Raw genomic sequence first — 24,506 nt, 5'->3', positions numbered from 1 at the left:
TATGTATCAATCTGATTTTTAAGCCCTATTGGCTTGGGTAGAGAGTTGCTTAAATACGTCTTCCATCACACCTTTTTCCAAATTTATTTCTCTAAGCCGCCAACCATGCGCCACACTCGCTGAAATAAGACGTTCGGCAATATCTTCGCCCTGTTCGAAATATATTCGAACTTGTTTCTCCGATAAAAAGTCAACCTTAGTGACACCATCTATGATTTGTAGGCTATTTGATACTGGTGGATTTTCCAAATGCATCAATAGGCTCTGCGGTTGTAAATAATTATTGAACGCATCAATGGAATCCGAAAAAATGACCCGACCACCTTCAATCATAATAATGTCTCGACATAAGGCATGAATTTCACTCATTACATGCGAGGACAGTAACACTGTACGATCTTGAGCGATTTCACGGATTAGTTTGCGAACTTCAATGAGCTGATTGGGATCCAAACCGTTTGTGGGTTCGTCCATGACCACCAAACTAGGCTTATGTATGATGGATTGTGCAATTCCAACACGCTGCTTATATCCTCCAGATAGGTTTTTAATCAACCTATTGCTAAAGTGGCTGATCTGGCATTTTTCTTTCACTTCTTCAACAGCCGCCCCAATTTTCTTCTTATCTAGCAGACGTAGTTCCGCCGCATAGCGCAGGTACTCATCCACCGTGAGATCTGTATAAAGTGGTAAAATCTGAGGTAAAAAACCGATTTCCTGTTTCGCACGAAGAGGATCTCGTCTCAGATCTATTCCATTGATCGAAACTGTCCCTTCGCTTTGTGTCAAAGCCCCACAGATAATATTCATCGTCGTTGACTTGCCGGCACCATTTGATCCCAGTAGCCCTACGATTCCTGTTTCGTTGATTTCGATATTGATATCCCTGATAGCCCAATTCATGGAGTACCGGTGGGATAAGTTACTTACTTTTAATATGCTCATGTTTATCAGCTTTTATTAGTCAATAAATATTAATGTAAATTGGCATTGCCTATTGCTTGCAGATCTAGGTTATATTTCGTTTTGTAGTAAGCTAGTAAGGCCTCATATCTTCTACGGTATACTCCTGTTGGATCAAAGTCAGCGTTTAGGTATTCTGCTTCAAACGCTTCTTTGGTATGCGAGGTAATTCGACTCACGTAATCGAAAATATCATCAGCGGCAACGGAGGTAGGGTTGAACATACCAAATGATTTATAATTCCAAGAGCCCACATATGAATAATTAATTCCTTCAATAAACGCTGGAGCTTGTTCCATTTTCCCCCTCGCCACAGCCGAAGACCATAATACGCCATGAAGCTGGCCTCTAGCTTTTATTTTCCTCGCCGTCGAAAAGCTGTCCCATCCCGCATCTACATTACTGAATGCAATATGCGTTTGGGTACTGGCCACATCGCTATACACTGGGGTTTCCTCGGTATTCATCGTGTATTCAATTTTTTTGCACAACAATATTTTATAAGGAAGCATAGTCTTTAAAAGCTCTGGAGAATAGTAGGCAAACAACTCTTTATCGAAAAAATTTAGGGCCGTCTCCACATGGGCTGGATCAGCCTGTTGGGCGACGTATGAGATGTTACCGTTGAAGTTCCAGCGGAAATCGGCATCAGTAAACTGATATAGGATAAAGGTCTTATACGTTTGATAAAAATTAACAATACGTGAATCATACGCATGATTTCCCTGTGGTAAACTATACTCTAACTTGATCACGGAAGGTTCCAGTGCAGCCTCTTTTTTACAGCTTACGAGTAATCCGATAAGGGTAATTCCGTAAAAACATATTTTTAGATAATTTTTCATAAAATTACAATTATTGAGGTTGGCGAATTTCGGCTAATGGATTTTGGACGATCTTGGGATTTAAACCGATCACACGAAGGGGTATTGGCCACACATAACTCGGATCCCGTTCTTGAAGCACAAATTTTTGAGCTTGAGATGCAGAAGAGAAACTAAGGTGTGTGATCTTGGGCATACCATAACGGCGTAGATCGAACCAACGCCCACCTTCGCTATAAAACTCTCGACGGCGTTCCTCATGAATATGGCGCAGGAGGTCATTGCCAACAGTCTGCAATGTCCAAGGTACATATTTGTCTTCTTTGAGACGTTTTTCACGTAAAGCATTTAAGAGATCGAGACATTTTTGACCGGCCGCGACATTGCCTTGTTTATATAACTGTGCAAAGGCCTCTGCGCGGTTCAGATAGACTTCGGATAAGCGGAATGACTGCGCTGGAGCAGCCCCTATATCGGCCGTCGACAACTTACGCGTAATTCCATTAGACCAATAAATACCCTTTCGTAAATCACCATCTTCGTAACTAGACATTAATTCCGAAGACATCCTATACACTAAACTATCGGCAACGATCACATCCCCAATTGTTCCAAATGCCCAAATGGTTTCTGGGTTGTTTATACTTATCACAGGCTTTTCTAACGGTTTTACCTCCCCCCAATTGCGCAAATCCATTAATTTATATCCTCCGGCCATCAAGTTTTCAGTATGCTGAATTACTTCATTCCATTTATCCATGTACAAGTATATCCTTGAGGCAAGCAAATGCCCTGCTTCGCTACCCATACGATATTTACTATACACCTGTCCGCTGCCTTCAATTAGTCGAATCCCTTCTTTAAGATCTGTTTCAATTTGTGCATACACTTCAGCAACAGTATTGCGGGATTTATAATCAGACTCCACACCGCCACTAATTAAAAGTGGAACAGCAAGATTTTTGTGTGGATCCGTCTGTGGATCATTATAAGGCATCCCATAAAGGTTTACCAGGTTGAAGTAATAAAAGGCCCGTAATAAATAAGCCTGTCCGCCCACATAATCTTTAAAGCGTTGTTCACCCATCATTTTAGGCAGATAGTCTAGGGTGGTATTACAGGCCTGAATTGCGGCGTAGCAGGATCTCCACGAAGACACCGTCACAAGGCCACCGATTTTTTCCGGCATATCTGGTTGCCAAGTGTAAGCAGGATACATTAATTCGTTTTGCTTATAAGCGATCATCTGGATATCGTCATTGAGAAAAGGTTCTTCCGGATGGAGTGCAAAATCGTTCGGATATGCGTCTCCCATCATGTACTCATTCAACGATTCGGCCGAGCGAGGTACCACTTCGGACTGCGTAGACTCTTCCAAGAATTTTGAGCAGGAGCTCGTAACACCTATCAGGCCCACTGCGATAAAATACATATAACGTCTCATCATTTATCAATTAAAAGGATACATTTAAACCTAAATTATAGGTGGGTACCTGAGGAAGTGCGGAAGTACCTGACCCTGGTAATTCTGGATCCTGACCTTTCCAATCTTTGCTCACTACCCTGAAAACATTCGTCATCGAAAAAGACACATTTGCACTCATTAGATGCATCTGTCTAATAAAAGATTCGGGAATTCTATAACCAATTTGAATACTACGACATTTTACATAGTCGGCTTTGGCCAGTTGGGCTGTAGAGTGATCATACATCCAGTATCGGCTTTCAATATTGCTACCAAAATCAGCCGTCTGAATAATGTTGCCATCTACAAAGCCCGGAATATCTGTTTTTAATTCGTCGCCAGGTTGTTTCCAGCGATCGATCATCCAGCGTGGCATATTTTGGTCGGGTTTGGGTACAGTTTGACTACTAGTTCCATTAAATAGTGCATTACGCAGTTTATGAGCGCCAAAACCGAAGCTGAATTGCGTGGATAAACTAAAATTTCGATACCGAAGTTTACTCGCTAATCCCCCCGTGAACGGGTAGTGGTTTACACCGGCCTTAATGAAATATTGGTCCATGCCAAGTAGGTGCGGATCTTCTACATCATCAATCTCCTTAAATAATGGCATTCCGTTTTGCGGATTTAAACCTTTAAAATCAAACACATAAAAGGTTCCCAAGGGCTGACCAGGAACTTGGGCGGAGCCAGCGGCATATTGTCTAAACGTATAGTTGACCACATCGGAGCCCTGATTTAGCTTATTCTTGTTGAACGAGCTGTTTGCACTAAGGGACCATTCCCAATTTTGTTTCCGTAGAAAGTTGAAATTAATGTTTACCTCAAGGCCTTTATTGATTAATGTCCCTCCATTAATAATCATCTCTTGTATCCCATATTCTAATGGTAGGCTAAGGCGAGTCAAAGCATCTTTGGTTTTCCGATAGTAAAATTCGGTAGTGAGATTAACGAAGGATTGAAATAGACCTATGTTGATTCCTAGATTACTTACTCCTGTCTTTTCCCAACGCAGATCCGGATACGCAAGAGAACGCATTGTTAATTGATACTCGTTGGTTCTTGGATTTAAAGCGCCTGCCAATCCAGATTCTTTATTTTTTAGTATCAAATCTGGTCCCACATCTTGCACTGCATTCCCTTGATAACCATATGATCCTTTCACGCTTAGATCACTTAACACTTGGTTATCACGTAACCAGGGTTCATCCGATATATTCCACCGCCCAGATATACTCCACATCGGAAGGAAACGACTATTTGTGTATTGTCCAAAGCGATTTGATGCATCATAACGAAGGTTCGCATCAATGATATATCTTTGATCAAACGCATAACTTACATCCGCAAAACCAGAAAACAGATTGTCTATCTTATTAACTCTATTTTGGATCATCCAGAAATAGTAGTTATCTTTTTTTGCAAAACTTTCGCCTCGGTCTTTAAGATAGCCATATTGGAATTGGCTATTGCCAAGGCGTTTACTACTATTTATTTCCTGTCCAATTAAAAAAGTAAGTTGGTCCCGACCATTAAAAAGCAACTTTCTATAATTTAAGACATTTCGCCAGGAGTATTTGTACAGATTGGTATAGTTCTGGTCGAAGATACCACCAAAGGGTAAAGGCGAATTCAACTCATCCATGCTCCCGGGGACCACAGTTCCATAATCATAACCTCTAACGGTAGCCACATCAAAACTCCTTTCGGTCGAATATTGTTCATTGTTTATTGTTGAAAGTGTCCCGCCAAAGGTTGATGTGAATTTCAAATCGTTTAAAATCTGATAACTTATATTTAATGCACCAGAAAATTGACTGTTTACAGTTGTATTTCCAGTTTGGTCAATCTCATTGAAGATATTGAAATGCAGTGGGTAGGAAGTTTCATTCGGATCCGTGCCAAACATGGGTCTCTTAGATTCGTAAAATTGGGTCGATGGAATTGTTCTACTGGTGGTCAGTGCGTAGGTCATCGGATTATTGAGTTTAAGATTATACCCTGTACCCTTATTATAGCTACCATCTAACTTGAAATCGATTTGCCATTTGTTTCCAAGTTTCGTATTCATACCTATACTTCCACTAATGCTGCTCAATGCATCTTTCCTTGCCGATCCTTTGTTGTTGCTATAGTTCAAAGAAGAATAAAATGAACTTTTTTCACTTCCGCCACTCAGGCTGAGGGAATGGGATTGATTAAAGCTATTTTGAAACAAAAGATCAAACCAGTCGGTATTCTCTGTTTCCATCTGATTTACCCGGGCTTCAAATTCCGACTGCGTGATACGTCTATTCACCAGATCCAAATAGGCGGCTTCGTAACCCACGTCGAGGGGGGCACCTTGAAGAAGTAATCCCTGTTTGATCAATTCGGCCGACAATTGAATCCGCTCTTTCGAATTCATCAATTTCATATTGCCATAGGAAGGTTTTTGTACAAATCCAAGACTCGTGCTATAACTCAAAACGTTAGGACCAGCCTTTCCCTTCTTCGTTGTTATAACGATTACTCCATTAGCAGCACGTGTACCATACAGCGCTGTTGCGGCAGCATCCTTCAAAAAACCGATACTCTCAATATCATTGACATTAATCCCTGCTACGGAATTGCCCATTAAATCGGTATTGGCAACACTAGTACCACTACGTACCCACGAATCCAAAAAAGATGGATCTATCCCCAACGGATTATCGGGATTTATATCACTCGAATTTTCACGAACAATACCGTCGACTACCCAAATGGGGTTTGCATTTCCGATCAGGGTGGAGGTACCACGCATCCTTAACCGCGGAACAGAATTGGGACTACCGGAGAGTGTTTCTACAGATAATCCGGGTACCTTGCCTTGCAACATGGATGCGATATTGGGTACATTCGGTTCAGCGACGTCCTTTCCCTTTAGGGAAAAAATTGATCCTGTTGATAATTTTTTATCGATGGTTTGATATCCTGTCAAAACGACTTCATCTAGTGTCGAATCCTGAGGATTGAGCACAATTTGCAAATCCTTTAAATTGCGTATGGTAACCTTCAGAGGTGCAAAGCCAACATGACTAAATTGAATTTGGTCACCTTTATTGGCTGGGATTGAAAAATTACCATGCTGGTCTGATAGTGTCTGAATACCTGTTGTACTATTGATGACTGTAACGAGCGCTTTCGGTTGATTATCGGCAAGTACGACCTTGCCATTTACAAAATTATTAAGTACCGCGCTTATACTTATAGCTATTGCAGATGTATTTGGGATATCAGCCTTACTGGCTTCTTTAATAATGACAACATCATTCTGGATGACGTAATAAAGCCCGGTACCTTTTAGAATTCGGTTTAATAGGTCTGTTAACTTTTCGTTTTTAGCTTCAACAGTTTGTACCGCGACTCGGTCCACCACTTGTTCACTGAAAACAATGCGGATTGAAGATTTATCCCGAATTGACCTTAAAATCTTTCCGAGTTTAGCTTTTTTAACGGAAAGCGTCACAGGTTTGTTGATCATTGTTTGTGCATAGGCCATCGTCCCCCCAAGCGACAGCCAAAACGATGACAACATAAGAACACGAGCAAAGCGATTTATTGCCATAATTCGTTAAATTTAGGTTAGCGATTAATGTTAGGTCGATTAATTCAACACATCTCCAAGTTGTTTATTAATATTTTCGCCATACAGACCAAAAGCAATTATTTTTCCAGTAGGATCAATTAAAAAATTCATTGGAATAAAAGCGACATTGTATAACGTTGACACTTGTTGATTCGAGTCGTCTAAAAGTTGTTTCCAAGGCATTTTTTCATCGGTTAGCGCCTTACGCCATTTTTCGGGCTCTGTATCGATAGACACACTCAAGATAGTAAATTTTGGAGAGTTATATTTCTCAAAAGCAGCTTTCACAAAAGGCATCTCCTTACGGCAAGGTGCGCACCAACTTGCCCAAAAATCCAATAAAACATATTTACCTTTAAAATCCGATAATTTCACAGCAACACCTTTCTCATCGTTCAATGTAAAATCAGGTGCCTGCTGATTAAGCAAATTAGAGGACAACTTTGGCTCTTCTAACGTTAACATTAGATGTGCTAACTTTGATCTTTGAGCATTTGCCCCCAGCCCTTTCACTAGAGCTTTTACTTCATTCAGCGGTATTTTATTTAATAAAAATGCATTGATCACATAAGCACTAATGGATTCATCTGGATATTTGGCGATCCAATCTTTTGTAGCACTCTTTCCTTTTTCCACATAAAGCAAAAAATCTTTTTGCAAGTTTTCCAGCGCTTGAGCGTCCCCAATGGCCTGCGCTTGGGCCATTTTCTGAGCCAATTCATTCGGATAATTAATGCCACCACCACAACGATTCAACATAAATGCGTCCAATTCTTTCCATCGATCGACAAAGGAACTCCCGGTAATGGCAACATCCTTAAATGAACTGCCCTTGCCAGATATATTAACTTGGCCCGCTCCCATATCCATGAAAAAAAACTCATTTTCCTTGGGCTGCAATCCCAGCTGCACAATATAAATAGTACTTGAATCAGCGTTGGCAGTAAACTGAAACTTATTATTGGCGACACTTGTAGAGTCAACGCGTTTGGTGATAAAATCCGTCAAATAAACTTTTTGACCATCGTTCAGTGTTTCGAACTCCGCATTTATTTTCAGTTGTTGTTGTGCCATCAATTGGACTGAAGACATTGCAAGCAGGCCTGTCCAGAGGCTTCTATTAATTTTCATATTCATATGATATTGTTTAAGTTGATTTAAAGATGTTTTCTCAAATATTCGTCTATTTCGTTATTTAGATTACCAATTGTACGCATAACGACCTTACCTTCTCTATCCAATAAGATTTTGGTAGGAAACGCAGTTATTCCATAAGCCTGAAGCACATTAATTTTTTGATTCCTCTCTTCGGCAAGTACATGAATCCAAGGAATATCATCTTTTCGAATCGCCTCCTTCCAAACTTTTTCACGATCCTGCATGGTTTTACTATGGCTTTCATCTGCTATTGCAAGGATTTCAAAGCCTTTATCTTTATATTGATGATAAAGTTCCTTCATGTGCGGGTGCGCCTGACGACAAACCACACACCAGCTACCCCAAAAGTCAAGCAAAACATATTTACCACGAAGATTACTCAACTTCACTAGGTTACCATTTTGGTCGGTACGTTGAAAATCAATTGCTTCGGCACCAGTGGTGGTTACTTTAAGACGCGAAATTTCCTTTTTTATCGATTCGGCTGCATTCAACGCTTTAAGAGCCGGAGACAAAGACTCAAATGCCAATGAATACCCTTCGGCGGTATATGCATTGAATTCTTCTGCTAAAAGATAGAGACTAACGTAAGAATTAGGGTGTTGCCTAACAAAATCCTGTTTCGATAACTGTATGGATCGGGTGATATTAGTCCCCTCCTTGTTTATTATTTCCATTACATCCACCGAATCTTTCATTCGTGTAAGCTGTTTTTTCAATCTATAAATATCAGCATTAGTATTAAGGTTGACATTCAATTCATTGATATCATCTAGATAACATTCATCCCGAACGTTATCTCTCTCAAAAAAATGACGTAAGGTCGCCACTTCTAAAGCGTAGGTAGTTTGGAGAGCATCATTTTCCGCGCTCCAATTAGACAACAATGCACAGGCCTCAGCAACATAAACATCGTTTTTTGCGTTTTCTAGCCAATCAATGTACCATTTTTCACCTGCTGCAGATCTATCACTTTCAGATACTACATCAATCTGTTCATCCTGTGGTACCTTCAGAAGAGTTTTAAGGTAAGCTTTCCTTTCCTTTTTCTTTTCTTCCTGTTGTTGATAAGCTTTAAAGTTTAATGCAATCGGTTCCTTATCCGCTTTCGCTATTAATTTCGCTAAACTATCGATTTGTTTAAATGTATATCCATAACGCAATTGTTTGGCCCATGCTTCAATTTGATCCTTAGCGAAGGAATTGGATAGCTGAAAGTTTGTTGTAGGGATAGGAACATTTGGAAGCGCCGAATTGTAATCCTTTTCCAACTCACTTACATAAGCGCTGGGACTAGGGAGCAGAATATCCGGCTTTACACCAGTTTTTTGTGTTGTTTGACCTGTCGCCCGATAAAACATAAAAGATGTCAATGTCAACGAACCTAAACTTACTGCCGGAATATTCTTGCTTTCATCTCCCATTTTTCCAATTGGCCAAACGTCCTGTGCGGATCCTTTTCCATACGATGTCGGTCCTCCGATAATGACCCCTCTCTGATAATCCTGTATAGCCGCTGCAAATATTTCCGATGCCGACGCACTTCTTTCGTTTATCATAACCGCTAATGGCCCCTTGTAAATCTGTTCCAAATCGGCCTGCATCACTTGAACTCCAGCACGACCTCTAATCTGCGCTTTGGGTCCTTTGCCCGTCAATGCTCCAGCTAATCTAACTACTTCATTCAAAGATCCACCAGGGTTATTACGCAAATCAATAATCAGACTAGTCATCCCTTGTTTTTTTAACGATTGTATATGTTTCATTACATCCAAAGATGCGTGAGCACCATTCGGATTGGCTACATCATCATAAAAATCAGGCAAATAAACGATCCCTATTTTTTCTTTTCCTTTTTTAAATAGAGCACTTCGAGCCAATTGTGATTCGTTTTTAAGTTCTGTACGTTTTAAACTGACGATTTCTTGGATTGAGTTCCTTTTAATACGCAAACGGACAACCGTCCCACTTGCCCCGCGGATCATATCGATGACATCCTCAGCTGGCAGAGAAAATACATCTTGCATTTCACCTTTCTCATTTTCAATCTGAAGTATTTGATCACCGACATGGATCAACCCCGTATTATTAGCCTCTCCTCCTGGCTGGACTCCATCTACAAAGTATTCACCTTCATCTTCTTTCATAGATATTCCAATTCCAAAGTAGCGTTTGGCTATATTTTCCTGCTTTTGTTTAGTTTCCTTGGGTAGGTTATATATCGTATGCGGATCCACCTCAAAAAGAATGGCGTTCATGAAATAGCTAAAATTTATATCCTCAGCTTCGGGTTTGGTCATACGATCGAAAAAGGCGTCCATCCACCTCTTTACTGCCGCTCTACTTTCCTTTTCTATCTCCCTATCTTTTTTACCATTATTCTTATCCTTTATCAAATTAAATTTACGTAACACACTAAGTTTTAATGACTTTCGCCACCTTTCCCTCTGTTCCTTCAGCGAGCCAGCATATTCGTTTCCATCTCGAAAGGATTCATTAACTGTAAATACAAAAGGCTTAGCTAGGATTTCATTACAGATAGTACGTAATTCCTTTAAGCGTTGCAAATAGATTGTATTACTTTTTTCGAAAAATTCAATAGAATTCGCCTGAATATCTTCGTCCAGCCTACTTTTATACAATCTTAACTGCCGAATGTCTTCTTGCAAAAAGATCTTATGGTTTATATCTAAGTAACTAAAATATTTATCCCACACTTTTGAAGAGAATTCATCATTCAGCTCCATTGGATACACATGTTTCTGTGCAATATAATACATAGTCGTTTTTAAAATAAGCTTCTGCCTTTCCACTCGCGGTAAATTTTCAGTTGCTTCTACAATTGTTCCTCCTATCAAAAGAGACGAGAGCAGGATAGCTTTTATTCTCCAACGTGTTTTAGGAATTCTGATCATGGTTAGTCAATCGTGTTTTTATAAGATACTATAAACAAAGACAACCAGAACTAATGATAGGGTGAATCCAATATGAATTTTTTTTTATTTTTTTTTAAACGCACTGTTACCACTTGTTATTGGAAAGATCAAGTTGACATTCTTATTTTGCTTTTTAGCATTTAAGTTTGAACTGTTTTAACTACCGACTATAAACATCCCCTGATTATGGATTACACCGTTTACTCTGATAAACAAATTTTTGAACTAGTTTGTAAAGGCGATGAACGGGCCCTTCAACACTTTATGTCACGGTTTTGGCAATCGTTATATAAAACAGCTTTTCATACATTTCAAGATGCTGAGGTATGCCAGGAACTGGTACAAAATGTATTTATTAAAATCTGGAGAAACAGAGAAAAAATCAAATTAAAGTATTCAATTCATACTTATCTATTCAGTTGTGTTCGTTATGAAGTCTTTCACGAAATAAAAAGAACGATGAAACATGCTGAATAAAAAAAAGACGAAGCCAACTTTGTAGATTCATTTGATCCCCTTATAAGAATGGAATATGCCGAGCTGCTCGATTATGTTGAACAATTAATCGATAACCTTACAGAGAAATGCAGGCAGATATTTAATGGTGAAAATATAGGAATAGTTGCAGCAGGAGGTTATGCGGGCAATGCCAATCCAACACTCAATTATGTACGCAATGGTCTGATCAGCGAAAATGAAGTTTATGATATTGATGGAAGAACAGGTCCTATTCCTGCATTTGAAAAACATAATGGCGCTATTGGAATCTACGTTGACGGTGCGCGGAATATCATTGTTGAAAGAAATCGTGTCTATCGATGTGGTCGCAGTATTGGGCTGGTAAGTGAAACGGATAATTTCCCAACACAAGATTGTATCGTACGGAATAATTTAGTTTATGGAAATTCGCTTGCTGGCATTAGTCTAGGCGGCTATCTTAATTACACCGGTGGTGGAACAATAAGATGCTATGTTGTGAATAATACCCTGTACAAAAATAGCTTGGATCGCGGGTATTTTGACGAGTTCGAGGGAGAAATTCGATTGGTCGAAAATTGTATCGATAATGTGCTACAAAACAATATTATTTGTACAGTTCCTGAACGTCCTTTTATAAACAAATATACGAGGTCTGGACGAGGCAACAATATGGATTATAACCTCTATTTTAGTGAAAGTAATAATACTTGGATCTGGGAAGGAAAGACAATCTTATCTTCTGACCAATGGAAAAAAGTTTGTAACACCGATCTTCATTCAAATTACAACCGAAATCCATACTTTGTGACCCCTAACGCTAATGATTATAGGATAAAAAGAGGTTCGCCCGCACGATCTTCTGCTAACTACATTTCCAAAAAGATTAATGGAGATTTCGATCTGAACGGAGATCTTAGAATGGTTAAGGGATTACTGGACAAGGGAGCCTATCAGTTGCAATAAAAAAACACTAACATGTTTTCTTTGTATTCCACCAGGAATTTATGTAATATTGGCGAATAATATACCAATATTATACCGATTGAAAAACCAGTATCAATGAATGATAAATGCTTCAGAACCAATAATGGAACCATTAACAAAAGTTGAAATTCAACAATTGTTTGAACAATATTATGTTCCCCTCGTGGAATTCTCCTGGCGGATTGTCCAATGCAATGAGTCAGCCAATGATATTGTACAGGATGTGTTTGTCAAATTACTTGACAGGCCTTATCCTATTGGTTCACATGCTGGATCAAAAAAAAGATACCTCTATACTACGGTTAAAAATGCCTCTTTAAATTATATACGTAAAGGTAAAACTTCCCAAAAATATATTGAAGAAACAAGTTTTGATGAACCGGAGGAAACATTACTTCTTGACGCTTTGATCTATGCAGAAATTGTTGGTCATTTAGAAAAAGCCATTGATACACTTCCTGAGGGGTGTCAACAGATCTGTAAATTGGCTTACCTCGAAGAAAAATCAAATATTGAAATCGCAGCGCAATTTGAGGTTTCTATTAATACCGTCAAAACTCAAAAACGCCGGGCCTTGCTTTTACTTCGTAAACTCCTTAGCCCCTTCTATCGCGGGCTAAAAATTCTTTTTTTATTATTTTTTTAAAATTCTTTTCACCCATTTGGCCTACGACTGTGTCTTTGTCTACAGATGCAGGATAGGAAGGTTAAATCGAATGAATATCCTTTAACTATCTCTTATTATAATAACATGGATTCAAAACACTTTAGAGCGGCAGAACTTGTCTCAAGATATGTACGGAACGATATCTCCGAAGCTGAACTTCAAGAATTGAAGCAGTTAACGGTGGATTTCCCGCTGCTTAGCAGTTGGATCGAGGACCATGGCGTCAAAATAGAGGATATTGATCAACGCATTAAATATTACCAATCGGTAGACAAAACTGAGATTTGGAAGGATATAGTAGCTAAATCCAAGGTAAGAAGACAAAGCAAAACACTTTGGAAGTATGCCGCTGCCTCCGCTGCAATCTTAATATTATTTGTTAGCCTTTATTTTTATCACAGCAATCCTTTAAAATCTGACCTAACTGCCGAAAAGGGAAATAAAATCCTCCCAGGAACAGAAAAAGCGATCTTAACGCTATCAGATGGAAAAACTATCGAATTGAGTGGAATGCAATCTGAAACCATATCAGATGGAAATACCTCGTTAAAGGTTCACGATAATCAATTAGATTATTCCGCTAATTCGGGCAAAAAAGTAGCCATCCATAAATTGAGTGTTCCATTTGGCGCTACTTACCACATCCAACTGGAAGACGGAACCCGTGTTTGGCTTAACGCAGACTCTGAATTGGAATTTCCGTCTATTTTTTCCGGGAAAGATAGAATAGTTTCAATAAAGGGAGAGGCTTACTTCGAAGTTGCCAAAGATGCATCCCATCCTTTTAAAGTTAAGGTCAACGGTACCGAAATCGAAGCATTGGGAACGGCTTTCAACATCAATACCCACCTTTTTGACAAGAAAGTAAAAACAATCCTCACAGAAGGAAAGATTAGAGTCAGTGAAGGCGGTCAAAATAAAACGATTGTTGCAGGCCATGCAACGATCAGTGGCCAAGGAAAAATTGAAGTCAACAAGGCTGATTTGGAAGAAGCTTTGTCCTGGAAAGAAGGCTACTTCTATTTTGACAGCAAAAATCTAAAAGATATTCTCGGCGAAATATCAAGATGGTATGCTATCGATATTGATATACAACGAACATTGACAAACGATCATTTTAAAGGCGGTATAAAAAGAAGCTCCTCTATCACAACAGTATGTAAAACACTGGCCGACCTTACCGGGTTTCAATTTATCATAGAAGGCAACAAACTCATTATCAAATAAAACCAAATGAAAAGCATATGAACCAGTCCGCAAAATAATACGCTACCTAGCGACAAAACCTAATGTATCCCCTTTTATTTAGCGAGGAGACAACTCACATTTATTCTTAACCAATAGTATAAACTAAAACCAGTCAAATGATATGGACAGCAACCCTCATGTCTTTTTTTTAAATCGTCAAATCAAATTTGACAAAGTCGCCAACAGCAGGGCCAGCTATCTGACTGCGCTCGTTCTTGGGACCGTTTTATCTTTGTCATCTTTAAATCTCAAGGCGCAGACCGTAGATCTAGATGTCAAGAATGTTCCCTTAGCTACTGCATTTTTTGAAATACAGAAAGCAACAGGATATCGATTCATCTACAACGAATCAATTTTAAAACAGAAACGTCCAGTCAGTCTTTATGTCAACAAGGCTTCTTTAACGGCTACATTGGATAAACTTCTCGAAAATCAGTCATTAAGCTACACCATCCACGATGGCACCATTGTAATCAAAGCCTTGAAAAACACCACGCCTCCTGCATCTTCAACCAAGACGCCAACAGCAATAGACAAAAAAATCCCAAAAGGACAAGCATCGGGAACCGTTAGGGATGAGGAGAAGAAACCCATTGCTCATGTCTCAGTTCAAGTAAAAGCGAACTCACTCTTTGGCACAGTAACCGACGAAAATGGAAATTTTAGCCTTACGAATCTGCCTGAAAAAGCGATACTGGTATTTACTTCAATCGGCTATACGCCAGTTGAAGTAAATACCAGTACGCTTACCGCATACGAGTTGAGCCAGCTTCAAATTGAATTGAAGAAGATAAATAGTGCGCTGGATGAAGTTGTAGTCGTAGCACATGGTGTACAGAAAAAAATTAGTGTTGTTGCAGCCATGAGTACAGTGGATCCCAAAGAGCTTATCAGTCCGGGCCGATCACTGACCAACCAACTGGCTGGCCGCGTGGCAGGAATGTCCTTCAACCAAACTTCGGGACAACCCGGCAAGGACGGAGCCAATTTTATTATCCGTGGTATAAACTCTGTCAAGGGAAGTTCTGATCCTTTGATCTTGATCGACGGACTCAAAAGATCTATTGACGATGTAGACCCCAATGACATTGCAAGCTTTTCTATCCTCAAGGATGCCTCCGCAACAGCAGTATATGGATTGGAAGGAGCAAACGGTATCATTGTGATCACGACCAAAACGGGAAAAATCTCTGAAAAACCCAGTGTCAATATGTCCATATCTTCCTCCGTCAACAATGCTACTTTTAAACCGCATTGGATCGACGCGGTAAAATATGCGCAAATGCGGAACGAGGCCTTTGCCGTGCGCGGCAAAGAAAAACCCTATTCGGATGAAATCATAAAAAAATTTGGAGATAATGACATGGATTTTTATCCGAATGTCGATTGGTATAATGCATTATATAAACCAAATAATTTATCGCATAGAGGAAACTTCAATATTGGCGGTGGTGGTAATGTTGTGACTTACTATATGTCTGGCGGGTATTATATCGAAGACGGAATGTTTAAAGGAAATCTCCAATCATACAATTCAAATGCTAAATATAATCAATTTAATTTCAGATCGAATTTAAAAGCTGATATCAGCCCGACCACAACATTGGGACTCGGATTTGACGGCCGCTATAACACAACGACAGAACCAGGACAGGGAACAGATCAAATTCTCAATATCATCAATGAGATCAATCCCACCCTCTTCCCCACACAATACTCCAATGGAACAGCTCCGGAGGAACCTGCAAACGTCAAAAATCCTTTTTCAATGCTCAATAAAACGGGCTTTACCCGTGGCTATTCCAATGTGATGAATACCAACCTCAATATTACACAAAAACTTGATTTCTTATTGAAGGGGCTATTTTTTAACGGTATTGCCTCTTTCTCGAAAATCAATAATTATACACACCAATATATTAAGGATTATCAAAAACACCGCCCCGATTTTGCGAACAGCTATAACGGTACAGGTCGTGATAAAGATGGAAATCTCGTCACGCTCAATACTACGCCAGATCTGGATGACAAGATGCGATTTGAGCCATCGACACCTACAGGGTATCGTGTTGTCGAGATACAGGGAAGTGCCAATTATGCCCGTGATTTTGGAAAGGATTTCACAACAACAGCTTTTGTACTGTACAAACAGCGTGAATACATGGATGATGTCCCTAATGATGACAATGGCAATTCCCTTTTGGTGAATGCACTACCGACAAGGGAGCAGTCTATTGCAGGACGATTTACCGCAGGTTTTAAAAACCGCTATTTTGCAGATATTAACTTTGGCGCCTCTGGATCGCAAATGTTTACTCCCGACAAGCGCTGGTCTTCCTTCCCCTCCATTGGATTGGGCTGGATCCTATCAGAGGAAAAATTTTGGGTAGGCATGAAGAAAACGGTCAATCTATTAAAATTTCGGGGTTCCTATGGTGTCGTCGGTGCACCAGGGGATGCTAGGCGCTTCGGTTATATGGCAACCACAGGTACACTTGATGGCTATACATTTGGTTTTGGAGGTACAGCATATAGCGGAACAAATATTTCAGGTGTGGGAGAGAGTCGACTGGAACAGCTTGGCTTGACCTGGGAACAAAATAAAAAGATGAACTTCGGTATTGAACTCGGCTTATTCAATCAATTTAAAATGATACTGGACATTTTTAGAAATACGCGTGAGGGCCAGCTGATTGACCTGAACAAGCTTCCTTCCACGCTGGGACTAGCTTCAATACCAAAAGCCAACCTCGGAAAGATGTATTCCAAAGGTTTCGACCTCGATCTGTCCTACAGTAAAAATTTCGGCGATTTCCGGATCAACTATATTCGTGGAATCCTGACCTACAATATAAATACGATTGTAGAAAATGGACAGCTCGATCCAAAAATGCCTTACCAAAGTGGAATCGGGCTGGACTGGGGGCGCGATCTGAATTATATCGCTCTAGGGCTGTTCAAAGATCAAGCTGATATTGATAATAGCCCTGTACAGACCTGGAACAAGGTCATGCCTGGCGACATCAAATATAAGGACATTAATGGTGACGGTCTGATCACTCCCGAAGACCGTATTTGGTTGGGAAGCACAGACCCCAAATGGACATATTCACTGGCGGTGGATTTTAATTATAAAAATTGGACCTTCTCTACCCGTGTAATCGGAAAATCGGATGTATTCCGTACCCTTAATGGCGGACGTATCCCATTCAATGCTTCAGGCAGTCGCGGCGCAATCTATGAAGCGGCCTACAATGATCACTGGACACCTGAATCTTACTCGGGGACGAAATCCACTGAAAATCCAGACGCTGCCTATCCCCGTCTAGCTGTTGGTTCGGAAAACATCAATAATGTACAACAGTCTACGTTCTGGGAACGTGAAGCTTCTTATTTACGTCTAGCAGATGCCGAAATAGGTTATACCTGGGTACCCAAAAACGGTAAACTTCCATTCCAGAACATCTATTTCTACGGCCGCGGAGACAATTTAGCAACATTCTCCAAATTCAAGGACTGGAATCCTGAACAGAAATCATCGTATGCTTATCCATTAAAACGCACCTATTCTCTGGGAATGAATGTCAGATTTAAACTGTAAAATCCATATAAAATTTGTAAAAAAACATTTAGGTCAGTACGCCTGCATGAAAGTACATATACCATATGAATAAATAAAACTATTCCAATGAAAACACTCAACATCAAGAACATAAGTTTAGCGATCGCATTATTGACTACCCTACAAATGCAGTCCTGTAAATACCTGGATGCGGAGGAATATCTGCATGAAGTGGATAATCTGAACGATATCTGGACCTCCCGAAAAAATATTCGTGAAGCTTGGGCTGCCTGTTACGGTCATCTTCCCAATTTTACCGACATGCATCAATCCTGGCCATTCAGTGGTGCTGGCGACGAAGGGCATGCAGGACTAGATACCTATATGGCCTTGCAACTATCCCAAGATAAATACAATTCCGACAATTTACCCTGGGAACTGAACTACTGGGCCAAATTATATCGGGCTATCAGGGCTTGTAATCAATTTTTAGAAAATTCGCCTAAGGCTAACGACAAATTGCTCAAGGAAGGCGAAGTCGAAAGCTATCAAACAGATGTGCGTTTTTTACGTGCTTACTATTATTCATTGATCTTGGAGATCTACGGTCCCTTTGTCATTGTTGATAAAACAATAGATTACGCGAATGAAAATACCTATCCGACTAAACGTGCAACCCTGGAAGAATGTATCAATTTTTTAACTGCCGAACTAGATCTGACCATTCAAAAACTGCCCAGCCAGGCACAAATATTAACCTCTGACCTAGGTAGGCCGTCCAAAGCTGCTGCTATGGCAGTAAAAGCACGCATACTCCTATGGGCTGCAAGTCCGCTAGTCAACGGCAATACGGAGTACAATAGTTTTGTTAATCCCGAGGGTCAACCTTTCTTTGGAAAAGGATACGATGAAAACCGCTGGAAAAAAGCAGCAGAGGCCTACAAAATGATCATTGATATGAATCAATATGAATTGTTTACCCTGCCAGCCAACAACAATTACAAAACTGTTCCTCTAGGTGACTTCCCCGGCAATACTATAGCATGGCCGAATGGCCCTGCCGGGATTGATCCTTACCGATCTTTCAAGGCCTTATTTAGTGGTGGCGACAATTACTGGAACAAGGAAGTGATCTGGCAGGTCAATAGACAAAGCCAAACATATAATCTAACGGCACTGGGTTGGCCTAGAGGTCACAAAGCCTCAAATGCTGTAAATACTACCCGTATAGCCGCTACTCAAAAGATTGTTGACGGATTTTTCATGAATAATGGCGCTACAATAGAAGAAGAAAACCAAAAGCTTTATAAAGATTTTTCTACATCATCTGCTGCTGACGGGCATTATATCTTAGGCGATGGCAATTCACTCAACTCACCGATCCATACAAACTTTTTCAACGGAAATCGATATCCAGCGGTACCAAACCGTGTATTGAATCGTGAACCGCGTTTTTATGCGACGATCGGTTTTCACGGCCGTGGATATAAACAGGATGATAAAGTAGATCCTTATTATTATGTGGACTATAGACCTGAAACTGCCGATGGCTATTTTGAGACCGATCGTCCTTCCTTGCGTACTGGCTATGCCGTTGTCAAATACATCAATGATGATGATATGCGCATAGAAGGAACTTACGAAAAACAATATCCCGTATTCCGATTGGCGGAAGTATATCTCTCCTATGCCGAAGCACTCAACGAAAGTCAGCCCGGACATCCTGATATCCTGAAATATCTCAATTTGGTACGCTATCGGGCAGGGCTTCCTGGATATAGTCAAGGGACCAAAGATGAAATCCGAAACAGGATCAAACACGAACGCCTCGTGGAAATGGCTTTTGAAGGAAAACGTTATTTTGATATCCGCCGTTGGAAAGATGCTGAAAATGTACAACGCGACAGCTGGGGCAATCCCAAAGGATCAGGTGGTCCAGTATATGGAATGAACTACAAAAAAGCAGATATTACTTTTTATGACCGTACCATTATCGACGGATATTCCTTCAAGAAAAAGAACTATTTCTTCCCCCTCCCATACAATGATGTCGCTAATCACTGGGGTAAACTGATCCAGAATCCGGGATGGTAATACAATCTGTAATGATGAAAAAAAACATGACGATGAAACCAAATAATATAAAATACCTTCTACTGTTTGCTATCTGTCTCTTCCTGACAGCTTGTGGTAAATTGGATTATGAGAACAAGGAGTTCTACAAACAGGAACTCTATATTGTAAATGCTGAATCGACATCCGCGTCGGAACGTTCTATCACGGCAATACAAGCTTATACATTCGTAGATACGCTCAAAATCCTGAACGACGATTATGATGTTGAACTCATCGAAGACCTCCGGGATGGCTTTTTCGAAGTCAAGTTTAAAATTGGCATTGGTGGTTCACTAACCGCTGACAAAGACATCCCGGTCAAAGTAGCTTTCGACGAAGAAACACTGAATGATTATAATATCGAAAACAACACAAAATATTATATCCCTGAATCTTCGCTGTATAAAGCAAATGCTCCGTATGACAATGTCACGAAGACCTTCACAGTCACCATAAAAAAAGGAACGGCATCCAGTGCGCTTATTTTTTCGATACCGATCAAGCGTACCGACAGTAAAAACTACGCCAACTTTGCATTCCCGGTTAAACTCGTTGAAGGCAATACCCTTCCTCAAAATCATTTTTATGATAATTTTTTAATCGCCAATCTCATAGTAGACGCTCAAAAAGTAGTCAACTGGTCGGGTTTTCCAATTCCAAAACTTCCGGAAGGACGCTACCATTCAGCGCGGCTACAAGCTAATGCTGCGGAAAATAATGTAAACGGAGTACATTATAATTATAAATACATCACCCGCTTAAGCAACGATCCAAATGATAAAGGTCAATTTATGATCTGGGGTACGGGTTTATGGAGCTTTGAGGTATTTGGACTACATGGATCAGGTTGGATGTACAATAAATTCTATTTAAATGATGAGGTCTATGGCACTTATACAATGGAGCCTATTGCATTCGGGGACAGTAGATTTCCCTGGGGGACATTTGCTTATGCCACAACACAAGGGGTAACCATTGACAACACCTATGATCCGAAAACAAAAACCCTGGTTTTGCACTATAAAAATGTAATTGGTCAGGACTATACCGATGTTCTTACTTATATCGATGAAAAATTAGACATCCGCGATGCAAATACCCAATTCGGGCCACACAATTGGCAGTACGTGAGACAACAAGGTTATAAAAACTGGTTACCAATAGACGGAAAATAAAACAATTATATAACATACAATGAATCGAAGATCCTTTTTAAAAAGATCGGGTTTACTAAGCACAGCATTTCTACTTGCCCAGTTTCCAAGCTGGGCAAGCAGCATCTTTGCATGGGATCAGCCTTTACACAATATTCCTACAGATAAAAAAATAGATCCGAAGTGGATTGAACAACTGTATAAACGTGGTCAGAAAACACGTTATTACAAAAGCAAAAACGAATTGCAATATATCGGAATGCCTATCGGCGGACTCCATGCGGGGACCGTCTATGCCGGTGGTGACGGCCGCCTCTGGCTCTGGCAGATCTATAATGAAACCTACGAAGGGAAAGGAGAAGGTATAGAACCCAAAGTTGTACAATGGTATAATGGCCGAGAATACGTTAATATTAAACCCCGCGATGGAGCAGCCTATGTAGAACCCGCTATAGCTGATAATCTCCGACTATTGGAACAGGGGCTTTCAGTAACTGTCGTTGAAAATGGAACATCCCGGACCCGCGAATTACGAAAAGAACACTGGGATGAAGTCATTTTTGAAGTCGCTTACCCGAGTTGCAAGATCAGCTATTCGGCTAAGGATTTCCCTTTGGATATCGAACTACAGATTTATTCGCCATTTATTCCATTGGATGCTGAAAACTCATCGCTGCCGATGACAACACTACATCTGAAAGCGAAAAATAAAACCAAGCGCAGCGTTCAGGCAACATTCTGTGCCTGGCTGGAAAACGGGGTACACAAACCCCGCAAGGAATTTAAAGGGGTTATAAAACGCGCTGAGATCGTAGCGATCGAAAATGTACATGGTATACTTTACTCCTGCACCGCTGTGCCACAACCCGACAAGCTGGCCGGTGACCACGGTACAATGGCACTCTACTGTGACGCAGCGGATGCTACGGTAAATGCCATGTTCGACGACTGGCCCTTCGATCCAACAAAAAGCGCCCTCGGTAAAGAATCGGCATCTGTCCCATTTGACCAGCTTCAAGTCGGAAACATCGTCGTCCAACGCACCATCTCCCCCCAAGTTACCGATGCCGTTTCCTATGCCATTAGCTGGCATTTCAACAATGCCCATCCTCAGTTGCGTGATAAAATCAAAGATGCGCAACAAGGCTATTGGTATGGTACCAAGTTTTCAGATGCCAAAGATGTTTTAACCTATTATCATCAGCATAAAGACTATCTGAACCAATCTACATTAACCTGGATCGATACTTGGTACGATTCGACACTTCCCCACTGGTTTTTGGACCGTACATTGCTGAATATTGGTACTTTGGCTACGGCTAACACCTATCGTTTTGCCAGTGGTCGCTTTTGGGCCTGGGAAGGTGTGGGTGCCTGTGCAGGAACCTGTACACATGTCTGGCAGTATGGGCAGGCCATGGGACGTTTATTCCCTGAACTCGAACGGAATCTGCGTGAAACTACAGATCTAGGCATCGGATTCGTCCCAGAAACTGGCGCTATTATCTTTCGAGCGGAATACGAAACCCGCCCCGCTATCGATGGTCAGGCTGGTGTAATACTTCGTTTTTACAGAGAGCATCAGATGTCTAAAGATGCCCAGTTTCTATCGCGTAACTGGGATAAACTCAAAAAAGCGGTGAAATTTATCATCGACCAAGACAAAAATGGTGACGGCATGACGGACACCCCTATGGAAAACACGCTCGATGCGGTCTGGGAAGGCGATATCGCCTGGATTGTCGGCCTCTGTCTTGCGGCAGTCAAAGCCGCTGAACTCATGGCAATAGAAATGAGCGATCAGATATTCCAAAAAACATGTGCGCAATACGTGAGTAAGGGAATAGCAGCGATGGATACAACACTATTTAACGGAGAATATTATATCCACCGGCCGAACAAAGAATTTGGACGAAAAAAATTGGGGTCGTATAATACTTGTCATATCGATCAGGTATATGGTCAGGCATGGGCATTTCAGGTCAATCTTCCCCGGATAAATAATAAAGAAAAAACTCGTTCGGCCCTAAAAGCATTATGGAAATATAATTTTACCATGGATGTAGGTCCTTATATCAGAACTCACCTAAATGGTAGACCCTATGCCTTAGCTGGGGAGGGTGGCATGATTATGAATACGAATCCAAGCAATGAAACCTCAGCTTACGGCGAAGACATCACCTGGCAACTTGGTTATTTTCACGAATGCATGAGTGGCTTTGAACATCAGGTCGCAGCTCATATGATGGCCGAAGGAATGGTGGACGAAAGCCTGGTTTTGACCCGATGTATCCATGAACGATATGATGCAGCTAAACGTAATCCCTTCAATGAGATCGAGTGCAGTGATCATTATGCGCGGGCTATGGCAAGCTATGGTACTTTTATAAATGCATGCGGCTACGAATACCATGGGCCTAAAAAACATCTTGGTTTTGCGCCGCGAATGCAACAAACATGCTTTAAGGCTGCTTTTACCACAGCTACGGGCTGGGGCACTTATCAGCAAAAGCAGCAGTCTGCCTTTGAGGCTTCGATATGCCTAAGCTATGGATCATTGAATATACAGACCTTGAGCTTAGGTCATCTTTCTACACAACCAGGCCGAACCAAACGGCTCAAAGCAACATTGAACGGCAAAGTCGTACAACTATCGGAAACAGAACTCAGTCAGCAACAGCTAAAACTGATTTTTGCGAATGAATTGAGGCTTCAGACCGGAGATAAACTAAACATTACTTGGTCATGAAAAAGATAATCGTCTCTTTACTGGCATTTTTCTGTCTTTTCATACTTATCAGTGGCTGCCAACCCGCCCTATCCCAATCCACTGAAATAAAGTCCGTAAAGGATAGCAGCTGGCTAGATCAAATGCAAGCAACATTACCATTACTGGGGCACCGCAATTGGATCTTAATTGTTGATAAAGCCTATCCGGCACCAAGCAGTGCAAATATTACCGTCATCAACACCGGGCAGCCTCTACCCCAAGTGGCAAAACAGTTGGACAGCCTCTTAAAAACACAGGATCATATTCGACCGATCGTCTATCAGGATCAAGAGCTTGCCAATATAGACGAACAGCTTGTTCCCGGAGTGGAAGCCTTTAGCAAGGAAATCGGTAGCATCTTCCGTTCTAATATTCAGGTCATCCCCCACGCATCAGTTTTCAAAAAAATAGACGAGGCATCCAAACTGTTTCATATTGTCGTTCTCAAAACAGCGTCCGTATTACCCTATACATCACTGTTCATTGAGCTTGATTGCAAATATTGGAATGCAGACAAAGAGCAGGCATTACGTCACCGTATGCTAAAGAACAGAAACAAAAAATAAATAT

Annotated in this window: 14 protein-coding genes; 8 read left to right on the top strand and 6 right to left on the bottom strand. The window is 40.8% G+C overall.

Annotated elements, in window-relative coordinates; all coding sequences use genetic code 11:
- Positions 1-18: 18 nt before the first annotated feature.
- The 6 genes from ABDW32_RS08920 to ABDW32_RS08895 are packed head-to-tail and all read right to left on the bottom strand — an operon-like array spanning position 19 to position 10,935.
- Positions 19-945, bottom strand: coding sequence for an ABC transporter ATP-binding protein (locus ABDW32_RS08920; protein WP_343561520.1), 927 nt, complete (start codon positions 943-945; stop codon positions 19-21).
- Positions 946-974: 29 nt separating this feature from the next.
- Positions 975-1,808, bottom strand: coding sequence for a hypothetical protein (locus tag ABDW32_RS08915; RefSeq protein ID WP_343561518.1), 834 nt, complete (start codon positions 1,806-1,808; stop codon positions 975-977).
- Between the two features lie 10 nt (positions 1,809-1,818).
- Positions 1,819-3,234 carry a RagB/SusD family nutrient uptake outer membrane protein gene (locus ABDW32_RS08910; RefSeq protein ID WP_343561516.1) on the bottom strand — a complete coding sequence of 472 codons (1,416 nt, stop codon included), beginning with the start codon at positions 3,232-3,234 and terminating at the stop codon, positions 1,819-1,821.
- 7 nt (positions 3,235-3,241) lie between these two features.
- Positions 3,242-6,841: a SusC/RagA family TonB-linked outer membrane protein gene (locus tag ABDW32_RS08905; RefSeq protein WP_343561514.1), complete on the bottom strand. Its 3,600-nt coding sequence runs from the start codon at positions 6,839-6,841 to the stop codon at positions 3,242-3,244.
- 39 nt (positions 6,842-6,880) lie between these two features.
- Complete coding sequence (locus tag ABDW32_RS08900) at positions 6,881-7,999, bottom strand: TlpA disulfide reductase family protein (RefSeq protein ID WP_343561512.1); 1,119 nt, start codon at positions 7,997-7,999, stop codon at positions 6,881-6,883.
- 20 nt (positions 8,000-8,019) lie between these two features.
- On the bottom strand, positions 8,020-10,935 hold the full coding sequence (locus tag ABDW32_RS08895; protein ID WP_343561510.1) for a S41 family peptidase: 2,916 nt from the start codon (positions 10,933-10,935) through the stop codon (positions 8,020-8,022).
- 546 nt (positions 10,936-11,481) lie between these two features.
- On the opposite strand from ABDW32_RS08895, the gene ABDW32_RS08890 reads away from it, so the two are divergent.
- The 8 genes from ABDW32_RS08890 (at position 11,482) to ABDW32_RS08855 (ending at position 24,502) form a co-directional block, all read left to right on the top strand.
- Entirely contained in the window at positions 11,482-12,399 is a 918-nt protein-coding gene (locus tag ABDW32_RS08890; protein WP_343561508.1) for a hypothetical protein, read from the top strand.
- 124 nt (positions 12,400-12,523) lie between these two features.
- Positions 12,524-13,066 carry an RNA polymerase sigma-70 factor gene (locus tag ABDW32_RS08885; protein WP_343561506.1) on the top strand — a complete coding sequence of 181 codons (543 nt, stop codon included), beginning with the start codon at positions 12,524-12,526 and terminating at the stop codon, positions 13,064-13,066.
- Between the two features lie 105 nt (positions 13,067-13,171).
- Positions 13,172-14,314, top strand: a complete 1,143-nt coding sequence (locus ABDW32_RS08880) for a FecR domain-containing protein (protein ID WP_343561504.1) — start codon at positions 13,172-13,174, stop codon at positions 14,312-14,314.
- Between the two features lie 142 nt (positions 14,315-14,456).
- The gene (locus tag ABDW32_RS08875) at positions 14,457-17,936 is read left to right on the top strand and encodes a TonB-dependent receptor (protein WP_343561502.1); all 3,480 of its coding nucleotides are present in this window, start codon (positions 14,457-14,459) and stop codon (positions 17,934-17,936) included.
- 87 nt (positions 17,937-18,023) lie between these two features.
- Entirely contained in the window at positions 18,024-19,991 is a 1,968-nt protein-coding gene (locus ABDW32_RS08870; RefSeq protein ID WP_343561500.1) for a RagB/SusD family nutrient uptake outer membrane protein, read from the top strand.
- A 32-nt stretch (positions 19,992-20,023) separates the two neighbouring features.
- Entirely contained in the window at positions 20,024-21,187 is a 1,164-nt protein-coding gene (locus ABDW32_RS08865) for a DUF1735 domain-containing protein (RefSeq protein ID WP_343561498.1), read from the top strand.
- Positions 21,188-21,206: 19 nt separating this feature from the next.
- Positions 21,207-23,915, top strand: coding sequence for a GH116 family glycosyl hydrolase (locus ABDW32_RS08860; RefSeq protein ID WP_343561496.1), 2,709 nt, complete (start codon positions 21,207-21,209; stop codon positions 23,913-23,915).
- On the top strand, positions 23,912-24,502 hold the full coding sequence (locus ABDW32_RS08855) for a hypothetical protein (protein WP_343561494.1): 591 nt from the start codon (positions 23,912-23,914) through the stop codon (positions 24,500-24,502). Before ABDW32_RS08860 ends, ABDW32_RS08855 begins: the two co-directional genes overlap by 4 nt.
- Positions 24,503-24,506: the final 4 nt, after the last annotated feature.

Source organism: Sphingobacterium sp., assembly GCF_039596235.1.
Classification (GTDB): Bacteria; Bacteroidota; Bacteroidia; order Sphingobacteriales; family Sphingobacteriaceae; genus Sphingobacterium.
This window is presented reverse-complemented; position numbering and strand designations above follow the sequence as displayed.

Excerpts from the sequence above, each read along its gene's own strand:
- ABDW32_RS08880 (WP_343561504.1), top strand. The coding sequence starts at position 13,172 with ATGGATTCAAAACACTTTAGAGCGGCAGAACTTGTCTCAAGATATGTA.
- ABDW32_RS08865 (WP_343561498.1), top strand. The coding sequence starts at position 20,024 with ATGAAACCAAATAATATAAAATACCTTCTACTGTTTGCTATCTGTCTC.
- ABDW32_RS08900 (WP_343561512.1), bottom strand. The coding sequence starts at position 7,999 with ATGAATATGAAAATTAATAGAAGCCTCTGGACAGGCCTGCTTGCAATG.
- ABDW32_RS08915 (WP_343561518.1), bottom strand. The coding sequence starts at position 1,808 with ATGAAAAATTATCTAAAAATATGTTTTTACGGAATTACCCTTATCGGA.
- ABDW32_RS08870 (WP_343561500.1), top strand. The coding sequence starts at position 18,024 with ATGAAAACACTCAACATCAAGAACATAAGTTTAGCGATCGCATTATTG.
- ABDW32_RS08885 (WP_343561506.1), top strand. The coding sequence starts at position 12,524 with ATGGAACCATTAACAAAAGTTGAAATTCAACAATTGTTTGAACAATAT.
- ABDW32_RS08895 (WP_343561510.1), bottom strand. The coding sequence starts at position 10,935 with ATGATCAGAATTCCTAAAACACGTTGGAGAATAAAAGCTATCCTGCTC.
- ABDW32_RS08920 (WP_343561520.1), bottom strand. The coding sequence starts at position 945 with ATGAGCATATTAAAAGTAAGTAACTTATCCCACCGGTACTCCATGAAT.
- ABDW32_RS08905 (WP_343561514.1), bottom strand. The coding sequence starts at position 6,841 with ATGGCAATAAATCGCTTTGCTCGTGTTCTTATGTTGTCATCGTTTTGG.
- ABDW32_RS08855 (WP_343561494.1), top strand. The coding sequence starts at position 23,912 with ATGAAAAAGATAATCGTCTCTTTACTGGCATTTTTCTGTCTTTTCATA.
- ABDW32_RS08860 (WP_343561496.1), top strand. The coding sequence starts at position 21,207 with ATGAATCGAAGATCCTTTTTAAAAAGATCGGGTTTACTAAGCACAGCA.
- ABDW32_RS08910 (WP_343561516.1), bottom strand. The coding sequence starts at position 3,234 with ATGATGAGACGTTATATGTATTTTATCGCAGTGGGCCTGATAGGTGTT.
- ABDW32_RS08875 (WP_343561502.1), top strand. The coding sequence starts at position 14,457 with ATGGACAGCAACCCTCATGTCTTTTTTTTAAATCGTCAAATCAAATTT.
- ABDW32_RS08890 (WP_343561508.1), top strand. The coding sequence starts at position 11,482 with ATGGAATATGCCGAGCTGCTCGATTATGTTGAACAATTAATCGATAAC.